Below are 14,673 nucleotides of genomic sequence, written 5' to 3' on the forward strand. Positions count from 1 at the left end.
CGGGCTGCTGGCGCTGATCGCGCCCAGCGCCAACGACGAGAATGCGTGCGGCCCGCTGCTGGAGCAGATGCGCAAGCCGCCGAAGGCGCCAGCGCCGGCCAAGAAGTAAGCGGGCGCCCGCCGGCGAATGCGCCGGCTCCGCCCAGGTGACAGGAATATGCGGGCCGGCGTGACCGCAGACGTCCCCGTTCCGCCACGGCGCGTGACGGTCAGCCCCCGGGCATCAGTCGAAAGCCATCCGGCGCGGCTTCGTCGGCCGCGCACACCACATCGCGGCCATGGTTCTTGGCGTAGTAGAGCGCCTGGTCGGCCCGCTCGAACACCGCCTCGAGCGTCGCGCCTTGTTCCGGATAATGCGCCACGCCGGCCGAGATGGTGAGGGGGGCGGGTAGCGGCGTCGCCTCCGGCGTCGCCAGCCGCGTACGCAGCCGCTGCGCAATCGCGATGGCCGCCGCCATGCTGGCGCCCGGCAGCAGCATCACGAATTCTTCGCCGCCCGGCCGTGTCAGCACGTCACCGCTGCGGGATCCCTCGCGCATCACGCCGGCCAGCGCCNNGATGCGCTTGAAGTGATCGATGTCGATCGCCACGATGGCGACCGGCGTGCCTTCGGCGCCCAGCAGCGCCAGCGCCTCATCCATGCCGCGGCGGTTCAGCAACCCGGTCAGCGTGTCGGTCGTGTTTTCGCGGCGCAGGTCGCTGAGCTTGTGATGAAACGACGCCAGCCCCATCAGCAGCGCGCGCCGCAATTGCGCAGCCTCGAAATACCACGAACGCACGGCACGGATGCGGTCCGCGGCATCCGGGTCCTGCATGCGCTTGGCAATGCTGGCCATCTGCCCCAAGGGGCGCGCGATCCAGCGCGACAACAGCCAGATCAACGCGACCGATAGCAGCAGCAAGGGCAGGGTGTTGCGGGCGGTGGCCATCAACAGGTCCGAAAGCGGGGCAAGCGTGCTGTCCACCGGTCGCTGCGCGATGATGCTCCAGCCGGTGCTGGGCACGGGCGCAAACCCTGCCAGCATGTCGCGGCCTTCGTTGTCGATGAAGCGCCGCTCGCCGGTCTCGCCACGCCGCGCCGAGGCAAAGGCTTCGTTGTCGGGGGCCGGCTTGCCAAGCTGCGCGCTGTTGGGGTGGTAGATCAGCGTGCCCTTGCGGTCGATGACGTAGAGAAAGGAATCGTCGCGGTAGAAATGCTGGTCCAGCAGACGATCCAGCACGTTGTCCTCGTGCAGGTAAAGCGACCCGGCTATGAAGCCGAGATAGCGGAAATCGCGCGAAAAAATCGGCTGGGTGTAGAGGATCTGCCAGCGGCCGTTGCTGGCCTGAAACGGCTCGCTGATCGTCGGCTGCCGGGCGGCAAGCGCCTGCTTGACCGCGTCGCTGACCAACTGATGTCCCAGCAATTGCGGATACGACGGCGACACCGCCAGCACCTTGCCTTGTGGTGATGAGACGAAGCTGGAATTGAAAAGCCCCAGCTGCTGCTCCTGCCGCCGCGTTTCCTCGGCCATGCTTTCGGGACGGCTTTCCATGCCGGCCAGCTCGTCGGCGCTGTAGGCGAGGTAGCGGCGAATGTCGTTCAGCAGCGCATCGGTGGTCAGCGCCAGCTTGGACGCATAGATGCGGTTCGTGTCCATGGCATTGCGCAGCAGCAGACCACGCTGCACCAGATAGCTGGCATGCAGGCCGCCCGCAAGCACCACGACGACCGACAGCAGGCTGATCCACAGGATGAGACGCCGCAGGTCGACGCGGAACATGACGGTATCCGTCAGTTGCGGGCGCGGCCCGGTGGCACGCCGGAGGGCGGCGGGGCGTCGCAGATCAGGGCGTCCCACGCGCGCATCGCCTGCCGGGCCACCGCCTGCAAGGTCTTGCGGCTGGCGCCGTCGCGCGCCTGGATGGACATGCCATGCAGCACTGTCGTGTAGAACGCGGCAAGGCCCTTCAGGTCTGCGCCGGCGGGCAATTCGCCTTGGGCGGCGCCTGCGTTCAGACGGGCGAGGATGCGGCTTTGCATCTCGCGCCTATTGTCTCCCAGAAAATTCCCCACGCCAGGCTGGTTGTCGCAACCGGCGGGTGCGCCCAGCACGATCATGCAGCCGGGTGGCAGGCCAGGGGCGGTGAAGCGTTCGGCCGATGCCAGCAGCATGGCCTGCACCGCATCGCGCGCTGTCGGCGCCGCGAGCAGCGCGCGCCGCGCCGAGCCGCCTTCGGTCTCGCGGTAGAGCTCGACGGCTTCGCGGAAAAGACCTTCCTTGGAACCGAACGCGCCATAGAGGCTGGGCGAGTTGATGCCCATCGCTTCCGTCAGATCGGTCAGCGATGCCCCTTCATATCCCTTCGACCAGAAAACTTCCATGGCCTTTTGCAAGGCCTGGGCACGGTCGAAGTTCCGCGGGCGCCCACGTTCAGCCATGCCCGCGATTTTACTCGCGTTGACTATTTTGTGTTGATCGATAAAAAATTGTTGACCGTGCCGTGATGGCGCGGCGATGATATTTGTACCGATCACTACAAAATGAGGTTTCCCATGCAGAACTTGAATGGAAAAGTGGCGTTTGTCACGGGCGGCAGCCGAGGCATCGGCGCCGCCATTGTTCGACGCCTCGCCGCCGACGGCGCGGATGTTGCCTTCACCTATGTCAGCGCATCGTCCGCAGCGCCCGCCCAGGCGCTGGTGCAGGAGCTGACGGCGCAGGGCCGCCGCGCGAAAGCCATCCAGGCCGATTCCGCGGACGACGCCGCGGTCAAGCGCGCCGTCGAAGACTCGATCCGTGAACTTGGTCCCGTCGACGTGCTGGTCAACAACGCCGGCATTTTTCTGGCCGGGCATGTCGCAGACACCAGCCTGGACGACTACGAGCGGACGATGGACATCAACGTGCGCGCGCCTTTTGTCGCCATCCAGACGGCGCAGGCCTCGATGCCGGATGGCGCCCGCATCATCAACATCGGCAGTTGCCTGGCCCCCCGCGCCGGCCGCGCGGGCGTTGCGCTGTACGCCGCCAGCAAGTCCGCGTTGGTCGGACTGACGCAAGGCCTGGCGCGCGATCTGGGGCCGCGCGGCATCACGGTGAACGTCGTACACCCGGGTCCTATCGACACAGACATGAACCCCGCCGATGGCGACCGCGCGGCTGATCTGGTGGCCGTGCTGTCCTTGCCTCACTACGGCGAAGCGCGTGATATCGCTGGGATGGTCGCATTCTTGGCAGGACCCGAAGGCCGCTACGTCACGGGCGCGAGCTTGGCCGTCGATGGCGGGTACGCGGCTTGATGTGGTCATTTCTAAAACTTTTTCGCCACTCGACTTGCACAAACAAAAAAAGCCCCATATAATCTTTCTTCTTCGCAGCACACACATAACGAAACGCTACAGCGCTTAGCGCAGCAGCAGATCAAAGTGAGTGACTTGCAGGGCTGTTAGCTCAGTTGGTAGAGCAGCGGACTCTTAATCCGTAGGTCGAGTGTTCGAGCCACTCACAGCCCACCAGAATTCTTTGGCGGTACTTCTAGCAGTAACCCCAGCAGTACCCCAGCGCTAAGCCCACCGGAAACGGTGGGCTTTTTGCTTTTCGGGTATTTGGCCGCAGTGCTAACGTATTCCGGTTTCGTTTCCTTAAGCCTGCGAGACGCATCTCGCCAATCGGCCCAGGAACGCATGAAGGACGATGCATGTACGACATCATTGGCGACATCCACGGCGAAGACCTGAAGCTCGAGGGGCTGCTGCGTTGTCTCGGCTATGTGCCGGCGGGAAAAGGCTATAAGGCCCCCCAAGGCCGGCAGGCGATATTCCTTGGCGATCTGGTGGATCGAGGCGCGGGGCAGCGGCGTGTCCTGGAAATCGTCCGCGCCATGATGGATGACGGTCAGGCCCTATGTGTGATGGGCAACCACGAGTTCAACGCCATCGGCTACGCCGTCGAAGACCCTCACCATCCCGGCGAATTCCTGCGCCCCAATCGCGGCGACTCGGCGACGTGCCGGAAGAACCGCAAGCAGCACGGCGCCTTCATCGATCAGATAGGGGAAGGCAGCCCCGAGCATGCCGCCTGGGTTGCCTGGTTTCGCCAATTGCCGCCCTGCATGGACTTGGGCGGCATTCGTGTTGCGCATGCGTGCTGGGACGACCGTGCCGTCAAAGCGTTGACCGAAGCGGGTTGGGTGGCTGGCAAGTCATTGGATGACGCCATGCTGGTGGCCACGCATCAAACGGGCTCTGATCTGGAGCAGGCCAGGAAGCTGCTCACGTCGGGAATGGAATTGGCATTGCCTGACGGCCGCTACATCGAGGACAAGGAGGGCCACCGCCATCACCACGTGCGCCTTGCCAATTGGCGCGATTGGGCCGGTGCCCTGCACGAGGTCGCATTGGTGCCGGCCGGCCAGGAAGAGCAGATCCGCGGCTTGGCATTGCCCGAGGGCTTCAACCGGACGCCCATTACCGGCGCGCCCGTGTTCATCGGCCACCATTGGTTCAAGGGGCAGCCCAAGATCGAGAGCGGGAAGCTCGCCTGCCTGGACTGGTCGGCCGCAGCCGGCGGTCCACTGGTGGCGTACCGCTGGGATGGCGAGGACACGCTGTCCAATGAAAAGCTGGTCTGGGATAGGGAATAGCGCCGCGACGGCCTTCACGCCATGATCCGCAGCGCCGTCTCGATCCCGAACGTCTGCGCAAACTGCTGCGCCGGCATCGGCTTTCCGAACAGATACCCCTGACCCTCTTCGCAATGCTCGGCCTGCAGCCGTTCGCGTTGCGCATCGGTTTCGATGCCTTCGGCGATGGTCTTCAGGTCAAAGCTGCGCGCCACATCCAGAATGGCCCGGACCACCGTGGCGTCCTGGTTCGACTCCAGTATCCCGCTCACGAACGACCGATCGATCTTGATGCGCGTGATCGGATGGGTCTTCAATAGGCTTAGCGAGGCATACCCCGTGCCGAAGTCATCGAATGAAATGCCCACGCCTTGGGCGCGCAGGCGCTGCAGTGTTTCCAAGACGGTGTCGTCGCTGTTCAGCACGATGTTCTCGGTGATCTCCAGTTCCAGCGCCTCGGCCGGCAGGCCGTGCCGGGCGAGTGTTTGCGCGACTTCGGCCGCCAGGTCGCCCTCGCGGAATTGCACGCCAAAAAGGTTCACGGCGATGCGAAAGTCGTGCAGGCCGCTGCGTCGCCAGAACGCGGCCTGACTGCACGCTTCGTTCAGCACCCACGCTCCGACCGCGCCCGCCAAGGGCCCGCCTTCCAGCGACGGCAGGAAGACGGCCGGCGCCAGCATGCCCAGTTGGGGATGGCGCCAGCGCAGCAATGCCTCGGCGCCGGTCAGTGTGCCAGTCGCCAGATTGATCTGCGGCTGATAGAAGAGCAGGAATTCGCCTTTGGCGACCGCGCGGTGCAGCTCCATGCCGTACAGGCGCCGCGCCACGGCCTCCAGGCGCAAGTTGGGGGCGAAGACAGAGATGCGGCCGCGGCCGACCGCCTTGGCTTTGACCAATGCGAGATCGGCATTGCCCACCAGTTCCAGCGCTTCGTGCGCATGCAGCGGAGCCAGTGCCAGGCCGCAGCTCGCGGTCAGGCGCAGCTCTTGCCCCTGGACCGAAATGGGTTCAGCAATGCGCGCCAGCGCCTGTTGCGCCAGGTCCATTGCCTGTTTCAGGTCGCCGACTTCGTGCTGCAGGATGGCGAATTCGTCGCTGCCCAGGCGGGCCACCGTGTCGCACGGACCCGCGATGCCGTCCAGACGCGCCGCGAGCTCCCGCAGGATCGCGTCGCCGACGGCATGGCCCATCGTGTCGTTGATGTCCTTGAAGCCATCCAGGTCCAGCATCAGGATGGCAGCGGCACACGGATGCACCAGCACTTCCTCCACTCGCCGGTAGAAGACCCCGCGGTTGGCAAGGCCCGTCAGCGGATCGAAACCGGTGAGTTTGCGCGCGTCGTCGTCATGGCGTGTGTGGGGGTGGGCCGCGCCGGGCCGTGGGGTGGGGCTGCGCTTCGTCCTCTGGCCACCCGCTGGCAGTTCGGCTCGCGCGCGGGCGCGTTCGGCGCTGACTTCCACACGTCGCAATTCCAGGCGGTCGGCCGCCATGCGAGCGAGTTCGCGCAGGCGTTCCTTGTCGTCCTCGCTGAAATCGGCGTGCGGTTGCGTGTCGATGACGCACAGCGCGCCCAGCGGATGGCCGTCAGGCGAATTCAGGGAAACGCCGGCATAGAACCGGATGCTGGCCGGGCCCGACACGAGCGGATTGTCATGGAAGCGTTCGTCCAGGCGCGCATCCGGCACGACCATGACGTCGTCCTGCAAGACCGCATGGGCGCAGAAAGAGACGTCACGGCGCATGTCGGTGTCGCCGACGCCGATGCTGGCCGCGAAAAACACATGTTCGCTGCCGACCATGTTGATGGCTGACACCGGCATGTTGAACATGCGCGATGCAATGCGCACGACCGGGTCCAGGCTGGGCAGCGGATGCTGCGGATCCAGCCCGTACTCCGACAGGGCGCGCAGGCGCTCGGTTTCGGTCGGCAAAGGTGGGGGGCATTTCATCTACAGCCTCCTTTCTATTTCTCCTTGTGCTGCGCCGTCTGATTCCCCTGGCGTTACGCGGGCAAGCCGCGGAACTGCCCACCTCCTTGCCCCGCCGCCATTGCTGGCCACGGGGGGCGGATGGTGCCCGCCATCAAAGCGTGTCTGTCATGCCTCACAGCGAAACCGGCGCCACATTTGCCGGAAGCGCCGGGGGAAGAACCATTTTTTGCAGTGTGACTTGCCTGAAACGTTTCGGAAGACAAATCTGTAACCGATTATTCCGAGGTATGAATTTATCGCACGAAACTTCATTTTTCCAGTGCGAGATGTGTTTTCAGATGCGCACTTGGCCGGGCGGACGCGGCGCGATCATGTTTGCGAAAAGCCCCTCCCGATACACCAGTCACGCGTCAAAAGCATGTCCGGACGCGAAAAATCGACCCTTTTCTTGCGCGGAAGGTTTTCAGCTCGCATTCATCGTTGCGTCATACGCGGCAAACAGAATGCGGGCCTCGAATAGCCTCCACGGGAAAAAGGAACATGAAGCACTGGAATCGGAATGCGCTGGCCTGCGCAATGATGAGCGCAATGGCGCTGATTGCTGGCTGCGGTGGCGACAACGACAACGACAACAGCAGCGACCCCGAGACGCCCCCCGTTACCGAACCTCCCGTGCAGGCGCGTCCGCTTGAGCTGACGATCCTCCACATCAATGACCATCACTCCACGCTGGACGGCAAGGACCGGACGCTGACCCTGAAGAACGCCGCGGGCGCCGATACCGAAGTGACTGTGTCCGCCGCCGGCATGCCGCGCGTGAAGGCCGCCATCGACCAGTTGGCCGCGAATTCGCCGAACGTGCTGAAGCTGCACGCGGGCGACGCGCAGACCGGCACGCTGTACTTCAACCGCGCCGGCGCGCCGGGCGAGGCCGATGCCGCGCTGATGAACACGGTCTGCTTCGACGCCATGGCAGTCGGCAATCACGAGTTCGACAAGGGCGACGACGGCCTGAAGCGCTTTGTCGACTTCCTGCACGCCGGCGCCTGCCAGACGCCGGTCCTGAGCGCGAACGTCAACTTCGGCGCGAGCTCGCCGCTCAAAGGCACCGATCTGATCAAGCCCGCCATCGTGGTGGAACGCGATGCCCAGAAGATCGGCATCGTCGGCCTGACGATCGCCAGCAAGACCAAGGAATCGTCCAGCCCCAACGCGGACACGACGTTCACCGACGAAACCGTGGCCGCGCAGGCGCAGATCGACGCGCTGCGCGCCAATGGCGTCAACAAGGTCATCCTGCTCAGCCACATCGGCTACGGCTATGACAAGGAAGTGATCGCCAAGCTGAGCGGCGTCGACGTGGTGGTGGGGGGCGATTCGCACACGCTGCTGGGTCCGGACGCGATGAAGACGATGGCCGTGGGCACGCCGGGCGGCGCCTATCCGACCCGTCTGGCCGACAAGGACGGCAAGCCCGTCTGCCTGGTGCAGGCTTGGGAATACTCGCAGGTCGTGGGCGAACTGAAGGTCAGCTTCGACGCCAACGGCGACGTGACGAACTGCGCCGGCACGCCACATGTGCTGATCGACACCGACTACCGCGTCAAGTCGGGCAGCACCCTGGTTGCGGCCTCCGATGCCGATCGCGCCGCCTTTAAGGCCGGGGTCGCGGCCAGCGGCTTCCTGCGCGAGCAGACGCCGGACGCCGCCGCGTTGTCGGTGTTGCAACCCTTCAAGGCCAAGATCGACAGCTTCAGCAAGACCAACGTCGCCCAGGTGACGCTGGAACTGTGCTTCCGCCGTATTCCGGGTCCCACGCCCGCCAGCAATGCAGCCAGCCCCGCTTGCGAGAGCGAAGGCAACGTCGCCCTGCGCGGCGGCGACATCCAGCAGTTAGTCGCGCAAGCCTATCTGGACGTGGCCAATGCCGAATACGGCGGCGCCGACATGACCCTGCAAAGCGGTGGCGGTGTGCGCCGCGCGCTGAACGGCACCGTGACGGCCGCCGACGTGATCGCCGTCGTGCCCTTCGGCAACATGCTGTGGCGTCTGGACCTGACCGCCAACGAGGTCAAGTCCATGATCGAGGATGGCCTGGACGCGACGTACAAGCCGGGCGGCAAGGACGGTCCTTACCCCTACGCGGCCGGCCTGCGTTGGGACGTGACCGCCTCGAATGCGAAGGGCAACCGCGCCAGCAACTTCCAGTACCTGGACCAGGCCACCAGCACGTGGCTGCCGCTGGACAATGCGCGCACCTATCGCCTGTTCGTGCTGAGCTTCAATGCCACCGGCGGCGACGGCTACACGACGCTGGCCAACGTGCCGGCCGAGCGCCGCTCCGACATCGGTGTGCTGGACGCGGATGTGTTCCAGGCCTACATCGACATGCAGGTGAAGGATTCGGGCACCGGCCTGCCTGTCTTGAACCGCATCGACAACGACCGGTACAGCACGCACAACTGGCAGCAGTAATCGTCAATCCGGCAGGCCGGAACGCCGGTCCTGCCGTGCCGTCGGCGGGTTCCCGATGCGGGGACCCGCCTTCGCGCGTTCTGAATACGCGCTGGGCCTCGCGCCAGGCGCGAGGCCCGTCGCTCAACCGTATTCCAACTGATAGAAATGCTGGCTGGCGATCAGCGTGGCGCCGCACGACGTGCGCATGCCTTCCAGGGCGGTGAGGCGGTCCGAGCCGACGTTCTGCACGCCTTCGACGATGGTGTGGGTGTCGCCGCATTTGGGGCAGGTGACGCGATCGCCGACGCGGGCCATCGGCTGCCCGAAGATGACGACGGTTTCGTCGCCGGTCACGACGACGCCGCCGTGCGACGTTTTATCGCCCTTGCGGATGACGGAGCGTTGGGACATGTTGCGCGCCAGGTATGGGTTTAAAGCCAGGAATGGATTTACAGATACGTGCCGTCCGGCGCCAGCCGTGCCGGGCCCACCACGAAAGTGCCGTCCGGCGCCATGCGCACGGGACCGCCGCCGCCTTTGTAGCTGCCGTCGGGGGCGCGTTGCGGCGTGCCGGCCACGTAGGTGCCGTCCGGGGCGCGCGTGATCGGACCTTCTCCGCCGACGAGGGTGCCGTCAGGCGCGCGGCGCGGGGTGCCGGCGATGAAGTGCCCGTCGGGCAACATGCGGATCGATTTCGTCGTCATGAGTGCTCCTTGATCGGAGCGCAAATCATAGCGAAGCATCGTGACGCGCTTTGTAACAGGACGTGTCATCTTTGAACGTCCTGCGTAAACGGTTGTGGGATCATTTGCGCCTACTTACATATGCTCCGCGCCCATGACCGACATCAACGCTCTGTTGCTTCCGATCCCCGGCGACGCGCCTTGCGGCGTCGACCTGGTGTTTTCGCCCGAGTTCGACGCGATCCGCGAGGCGCGCCGTCACGACGATCCCCAACTCGACCAAGGCGATTGGGTCATCGACCTGAAAGAGGCCGACTGGCCCGAGGTGGCGCGCATCTGCTCGACGGTGCTGCGCGAGCGCAGCAAGGACATCCGCATCGCGTCGTGGCTCGCGGAAGCCTGGGCCAAGACGCGCGGCTTTGCGGGGCTGCGTGACGGCTATCTGCTCATCGACGGGCTGTGCCGCGACTACTGGGAAGGGCTGCATCCCGTGCCGGAAGACGGCGACGTGCAGCAGCGTGTGGGCAATCTGGCGTGGCTGCTGTCGCGATCGCAGCAGCTCATCGGCGAGATTCCGCTGACCCAGGCCGATGGCGCGCGCTACGGCGCGGTGCTGTGGGAGGCGGCGAGCCAACTCGCCAATGCCGTCAAGCGTACGCCGGACAACGCCAATGAATTGACGCGCGGCAAGCTGACGCTGGACCGGTTCGACGCCGCGCGGCGCGATACGCCGCCGTCGTTCTATTCCGAGCTGGACACGCAGCTCGAAGGTTGCTCGCAGGCGCTGGCGCAGCTGGAGCGCACGCTGGACGAGCGGCTGGGCGACGAAAGCCCGGCGTTCTCCCGTGTGCGCGAGTCGCTGCGCAATGTCACGGAACTGGTGCACCGCTTTGCACGCGACGCGGGCCTGCTGGTCCGTGCCGACCTGGCGGCCGCACCGCCGCCCGCGGCGCCCGCACCCGCCGTTCCCGTTCGAGTGGAGCCCACCTTGCCCCCCGCCGATCACTTTCCCGCAGTCGATACGCCCGCGCATGGCGCGCAGCCGGCCGCCGTGCGCGGTCCGATCCAGACCCGCGAACAGGCGCTGGCGCAACTGCGCGAGGTGGCTGATTTCTTTCGCCGCACCGAGCCCCACAGCCCGGTCGCCTACCTGGCCGACAAGGCCGCAAGCTGGGGCGAGATGTCGTTGCACCTGTGGCTGCGCACGGTGGTCAAGAACGACGAGACCCTCTCGGGCCTGGAAGAACTGCTTGGCATCAAGAAGGCCGGCGAGGGCAGCTGAGGCGGCCCTCGGCGCGCGCCCTCAGCGCGCCGCGCGGAATTCGATCCGCCGGTTCTTGGCGCGGCCTTCGGGCGTGGCGTTCGTGGCCACCGGTTGATCGGGGCCGGCGCCCATCGCCTCAAAGCGCGATGCCGGCAATCCCTTATCGACCAGATAGTCGCGCACCGCGTCTGCGCGCGCCTGGCTCAGCGCCAGGTTGGTGCTGCGGCTGCCCGAACTGTCGGTGTGGCCGATGATCTGGATCTTGTCGGCACGCAGCTTCGGCACGGCATCGGCCACCCGGTCCAGCAGCTCGCGGCCGCGTGCGGTCAGGCGCGTGCTGCCCGTCTCGAATTCCACCACGCGATTGCTGAGCAGGTTGTCCAGCACGTCCTGCTCGTCCTTGTCCGCCGACACGCGCAGGCCGTTGACGATCTTGTAGGTGGGGTTGAGCGAGGTGGCGAAGGTGCTTGCGATCTGCTGGCGCGAGGCTTCGTTGTCCACCTCGCCGCGCAGCCGGATCTGCGTGCCGTCGATCTCCAGCTGTCCGCGGTTGATCTGCTTGAGCGGACTGTCCAACAGCTTGCCGACGTGTTGCGACCAGTTCGGCGGGGCGACGACGCCGCCCACGTCGATGCGGTCGATCACATTGCCCACGCCATACACCTTTTGCAGCCTTTGCAGCACGTCGGCCTTGGTGGCTTCGTCGGGCACCGCGCCGCTGGCGACCACCTGGCCGGGTTGGGGGATGACGTTGGCGGGAACGACCGTTGCCGCGTCCTGGGCATGCGCCGCCCAGGAGCAGGCCGCGGCCAGGACCAGAGTGAGTGTGCGCATGTCCTAGGCTCCGATGAAGACTTCGCGGTAGGTCTCCAGCGCCTGGCGCAGAGACAGCCGCTGTTGATCCAGATAGCTCGACAGCTTGGCCAGGCCGTGGCTGGCGCTGACGTGGTCGCGCACCCAGGGGGCGGCGTCCAGCATGATGTAGTGCTGCGACAGCGTCTGCGGCGTCGACAACAGCGTCGCCAGCGTCTGCGGTGACGCGCCGCGAAAGCCCACCACCAGCCGGTGCTTGCCCGCGATATGGCCGATGAACATGGCGATTTCGAAGTCGGCGCGGTTCAGGAAGGGCGCGATCAGCGTCATCCAGTACGTTGCCACCAGATTGATGTAGAGCGGGTCGTCGGGTAGCGGGAGCGCCAGTCCGGTGTCCAACTGCGACGAGCCGCTGGACATGACCGGCGTGAGCAGGATGCCCAGCGCCAGCACGATGTCGTGCATGTTGGCGGCGTGGCCGTTGCTGCGCAGCATCGCTTCCACGCGCTCGAGCGTCTGCAGGTCGATGAAGGCATCAAAGCCGTCGTCGGCGGCGGTGCGGATTTCTCCTTCCAGGCCGTTCAGCGTCTGCAACGCATCGGCGGGGTCGCCTTCCTGCATGAGCTGCGACGCGGCAGCCCCCATGCGATTCCACATCCGGCTGAAGGCCAGCGGACTGCGCGCAATGAAGTCCAGCGGGCGCGACACCTCGACGGAGGTCGCGCTGATGAACGGGAAGCGCCGTCCGGACTGGTCGCGGCTGGGCTGCAGATGGCCCGCGATGGCCAGCTTGCCGCGTGAACCCAGCACCGCGAAGGGCACCGGCTGCGCCTCGTCGTACAGCGTCTTCCAATGCGGATCCTGCGCCAGGATCTCCATGGTGTTGGCGACCCAGGCGTCCAGCGTCGCCATCAGCTGCGGGTGCGAGGTGTTCTTGACGAAGTCGCCACGCGACGGAATCTTGCCGAAGTAGGCCGTGCGGAAAATAGGGGACTGCGGATTGCTCATTGCTGCACTCCGGCAGCCGTCGAGGCGACGGAAGGTTGAGGGGAGGCGCCCGCGACCGTGGCGGGCAGACGCAGGTTGCGCAGGCCCTGGCTGCCGGGCTCGGCGGCGCCGGCGCTGGCCGCCTGGGTATTGCTGATGATGCGCAGCCGGACCGGCACGGTGATGTTGGACTTGGTCCAGCTCATCTCGAAGCTGCCGTCCTGGTTGGGCTTGCGCTGGGCGCCCGAGATCAAGCGTTCCAGGCCGAAGCGGCCGGGCTCGTTCACGATCTCGACCACCGTGCCGTCGAAGGCGGTGGCGGTGATGCGCGCGCCGGGTGCGCCCTGCGCGTTGGGCCACACGAAGTTGACCCATTGCGGCGGCGTGTTGCGGTAGCGCAGTTGCTGGCCGTCGATCTCGATCGTGTACTCGGTGACGCCGCCCGCGGGTTTGGGCTGGATCTGGAACAGCGTCTGCGGCTGGCTGGCCGCGCCCGATCCGGCCGCGCCGCCCGACAGCGGCGCCACCCATTGCGCGAAGTTCGCGGTGAACGACGGCTGCAGGTCGATGCCCATGTCGCCCCACGTGCGCGCCGTGAGAATGTCACCGCGGCGCACCGTGAGGGGTCCCAGCGTTTCATTGACGTACTTGGCGATGCTGCCCTGCGGACCGAAGACCTGCGCGATCTCTTCGCTGCTGGCCTCGATGCCGGCCTTGGTCGAGAACGGATACTTGTCAGCCAGGTTCTGCGTGAAGCCCTGATAGACCTGCGCGTTCCAGACCTTGTTCAGCTCGGTCTGCGCGGGTTGCATGGCGACGGCGTAGCCCTGGATCAGCGGGCGCACCAGCAGCGGGCGCAGCGTCTCGCGCTGTGCCGGCGTCAGGCCGGCGAGCATCTGCTCGTCCACCAGCTTGAGCGCGTCCGCCAGTTCGGAGTCCTTGCCTTCCAGTGTCTGGCGCATCAGCAGCAGGGCGCCCGGGCCGGGATCGCCCTGGTTGTTGATCAGGTTGAACCGCGTCCGGATCTTGGACAGGGCGTTCATGTAATTGCCCAGCAGCGACTGGTTGTCGCGTTGGACCACCAGGCGCGCCACGTCGGAGAATTCGCGTCCCACCGGGCCCATCGGGATCTGTTCGCCGCCGGGCGCCGCCTCGGTCGGCTTGGGTTGGCCCTGGCGCAGGATCACGCGCTTGAACCAGGCGACGACGCCGGTCTGCGCCTGCGTGATGCCGGTGTTGATCAGCGACGGGTTGTCCCACGAGGTCTGTTCGTACGTGGTGTTGATGAGCTTGACCAGCGGCGAGTTCTGCGGATCGCCCAGGCGGTTCATGCCTTGCACCGCCTGATCGAAGCTGGTGAAGGGCTTGATGGTGACCCCGCGCAGCATCTTCTGCCATTCCTGCGCGTACTCGGTCTTGTACATCGTGGCCAGGCTCTTCTGGATCTGCTCGGGGCTGCCTTCCAGCGTGAGATCGTCGCGCGCGTTCACACCCAGCACCCAGTCGCTGGTCTGCACCTCGCGGCGCGCGGCTTCGCCGATGGCCGGCTCGATGTATTGCTCCCAGGCCTCGCGCGTGAACGTGCCCGGCACGGCGTAGCTGCCGGCCACGACCGCGGCATCGGCTTCGCCCATGATGCGGGCGACGGTCATCGCGGGGAAGCGCGTGGCGGCGCGCGCCTTCAGCGTGGCATAGGCGCGCTCGCGCGCCGGCATGCCCTGCATCACGCTGCGCAGGTTGCCGCGCGTGCGTTCCACCATGGCCAGATTGGTTTCGATCTGCGGCCAGTCCGCATCGGCGGCACGCGCCACGTAGAACGAGATCAGGCGTTCGGCGCTGCGGATCAACTGGTCGCGCGGCATCGCGCCCCGGTTGGTTTCCAGCCATCCGCGCCAGAATCGGGTGATCTGGTCGGACAGATGCGTGGGATCCA

General features: G+C 65.9%; 12 protein-coding genes and 1 tRNA gene. 5 read left to right on the plus strand and 8 right to left on the minus strand.

Annotated elements, in window-relative coordinates:
• Positions 1-209 precede the first annotated feature (209 nt).
• A complete protein-coding gene (locus B3446_RS10970; RefSeq protein ID WP_291380898.1) occupies positions 210-1,763 on the minus strand; it encodes a sensor domain-containing diguanylate cyclase in 1,554 nt (517 codons plus the stop codon).
• Positions 1,764-1,774: 11 nt separating this feature from the next.
• A complete protein-coding gene (locus B3446_RS10975; RefSeq protein WP_175125552.1) occupies positions 1,775-2,422 on the minus strand; it encodes a TetR/AcrR family transcriptional regulator in 648 nt (215 codons plus the stop codon).
• 114 nt (positions 2,423-2,536) lie between these two features.
• Here B3446_RS10975 and B3446_RS10980 point away from each other — a divergent pair, with 114 nt between their 5' ends.
• From B3446_RS10980 to B3446_RS10990, 3 genes are all read left to right on the plus strand, one after another.
• Complete coding sequence (locus B3446_RS10980; RefSeq protein WP_291380901.1) at positions 2,537-3,283, plus strand: 3-oxoacyl-ACP reductase family protein; 747 nt, start codon at positions 2,537-2,539, stop codon at positions 3,281-3,283.
• Between the two features lie 140 nt (positions 3,284-3,423).
• A tRNA-Lys gene (locus B3446_RS10985) sits at positions 3,424-3,499 on the plus strand.
• A 182-nt stretch (positions 3,500-3,681) separates the two neighbouring features.
• The gene (locus B3446_RS10990) at positions 3,682-4,626 is read left to right on the plus strand and encodes a metallophosphoesterase (RefSeq protein WP_291380903.1); all 945 of its coding nucleotides are present in this window, start codon (positions 3,682-3,684) and stop codon (positions 4,624-4,626) included.
• Positions 4,627-4,640: 14 nt separating this feature from the next.
• On the opposite strand, the gene B3446_RS10995 is transcribed toward B3446_RS10990, so the two are convergent.
• The gene (locus B3446_RS10995; protein WP_291380905.1) at positions 4,641-6,554 is read right to left on the minus strand and encodes a putative bifunctional diguanylate cyclase/phosphodiesterase; all 1,914 of its coding nucleotides are present in this window, start codon (positions 6,552-6,554) and stop codon (positions 4,641-4,643) included.
• Between the two features lie 522 nt (positions 6,555-7,076).
• Between B3446_RS10995 and B3446_RS11000 the strand changes: the two genes are divergently transcribed.
• Positions 7,077-9,011 (plus strand): bifunctional metallophosphatase/5'-nucleotidase, encoded by a 1,935-nt coding sequence (locus B3446_RS11000; protein WP_291380907.1) that lies wholly within the window; start codon positions 7,077-7,079, stop codon positions 9,009-9,011.
• Between the two features lie 123 nt (positions 9,012-9,134).
• Here B3446_RS11000 and B3446_RS11005 read toward each other — a convergent pair whose 3' ends face one another.
• Positions 9,135-9,404, minus strand: a complete 270-nt coding sequence (locus B3446_RS11005; protein ID WP_105237403.1) for a PAAR domain-containing protein — start codon at positions 9,402-9,404, stop codon at positions 9,135-9,137.
• Between the two features lie 38 nt (positions 9,405-9,442).
• Positions 9,443-9,697 carry a hypothetical protein gene (locus tag B3446_RS11010; protein ID WP_224777011.1) on the minus strand — a complete coding sequence of 85 codons (255 nt, stop codon included), beginning with the start codon at positions 9,695-9,697 and terminating at the stop codon, positions 9,443-9,445.
• A 133-nt stretch (positions 9,698-9,830) separates the two neighbouring features.
• On the opposite strand from B3446_RS11010, the gene tssA reads away from it, so the two are divergent.
• Entirely contained in the window at positions 9,831-10,958 is a 1,128-nt protein-coding gene (gene tssA, locus B3446_RS11015) for a type VI secretion system protein TssA (RefSeq protein ID WP_175139388.1), read from the plus strand.
• Positions 10,959-10,979: 21 nt separating this feature from the next.
• On the opposite strand, the gene B3446_RS11020 is transcribed toward tssA, so the two are convergent.
• From B3446_RS11020 to B3446_RS11030, 3 genes are all read right to left on the minus strand, one after another.
• A complete protein-coding gene (locus tag B3446_RS11020) occupies positions 10,980-11,774 on the minus strand; it encodes an OmpA family protein (protein ID WP_175125528.1) in 795 nt (264 codons plus the stop codon).
• A 3-nt stretch (positions 11,775-11,777) separates the two neighbouring features.
• Positions 11,778-12,761: a type VI secretion system-associated protein TagF gene (tagF, locus tag B3446_RS11025; RefSeq protein ID WP_175125526.1), complete on the minus strand. Its 984-nt coding sequence runs from the start codon at positions 12,759-12,761 to the stop codon at positions 11,778-11,780.
• Positions 12,758-14,673 (minus strand): ImcF-related family protein (locus B3446_RS11030; protein ID WP_291380912.1); only part of this gene is annotated, 1,916 nt, incomplete at its 5' end. The genes tagF and B3446_RS11030, both read right to left, overlap by 4 nt.

Source organism: Achromobacter sp. UBA5777, assembly GCF_002418565.1.
Taxonomy (GTDB): domain Bacteria; phylum Pseudomonadota; class Gammaproteobacteria; order Burkholderiales; family Burkholderiaceae_B; genus Achromobacter; species Achromobacter animicus.

Coding starts and splice junctions, on each gene's coding strand:
- B3446_RS10975 (WP_175125552.1), bottom strand. CDS start 2,422: ATGGCTGAACGTGGGCGCCCGCGGAACTTCGACCGTGCCCAGGCCTTG.
- B3446_RS10980 (WP_291380901.1), top strand. CDS start 2,537: ATGCAGAACTTGAATGGAAAAGTGGCGTTTGTCACGGGCGGCAGCCGA.
- B3446_RS10990 (WP_291380903.1), top strand. CDS start 3,682: ATGTACGACATCATTGGCGACATCCACGGCGAAGACCTGAAGCTCGAG.
- B3446_RS10995 (WP_291380905.1), bottom strand. CDS start 6,554: ATGAAATGCCCCCCACCTTTGCCGACCGAAACCGAGCGCCTGCGCGCC.
- B3446_RS11000 (WP_291380907.1), top strand. CDS start 7,077: ATGAAGCACTGGAATCGGAATGCGCTGGCCTGCGCAATGATGAGCGCA.
- B3446_RS11005 (WP_105237403.1), bottom strand. CDS start 9,404: ATGTCCCAACGCTCCGTCATCCGCAAGGGCGATAAAACGTCGCACGGC.
- B3446_RS11010 (WP_224777011.1), bottom strand. CDS start 9,697: ATGACGACGAAATCGATCCGCATGTTGCCCGACGGGCACTTCATCGCC.
- tssA (WP_175139388.1), top strand. CDS start 9,831: ATGACCGACATCAACGCTCTGTTGCTTCCGATCCCCGGCGACGCGCCT.
- B3446_RS11020 (WP_175125528.1), bottom strand. CDS start 11,774: ATGCGCACACTCACTCTGGTCCTGGCCGCGGCCTGCTCCTGGGCGGCG.
- tagF (WP_175125526.1), bottom strand. CDS start 12,761: ATGAGCAATCCGCAGTCCCCTATTTTCCGCACGGCCTACTTCGGCAAG.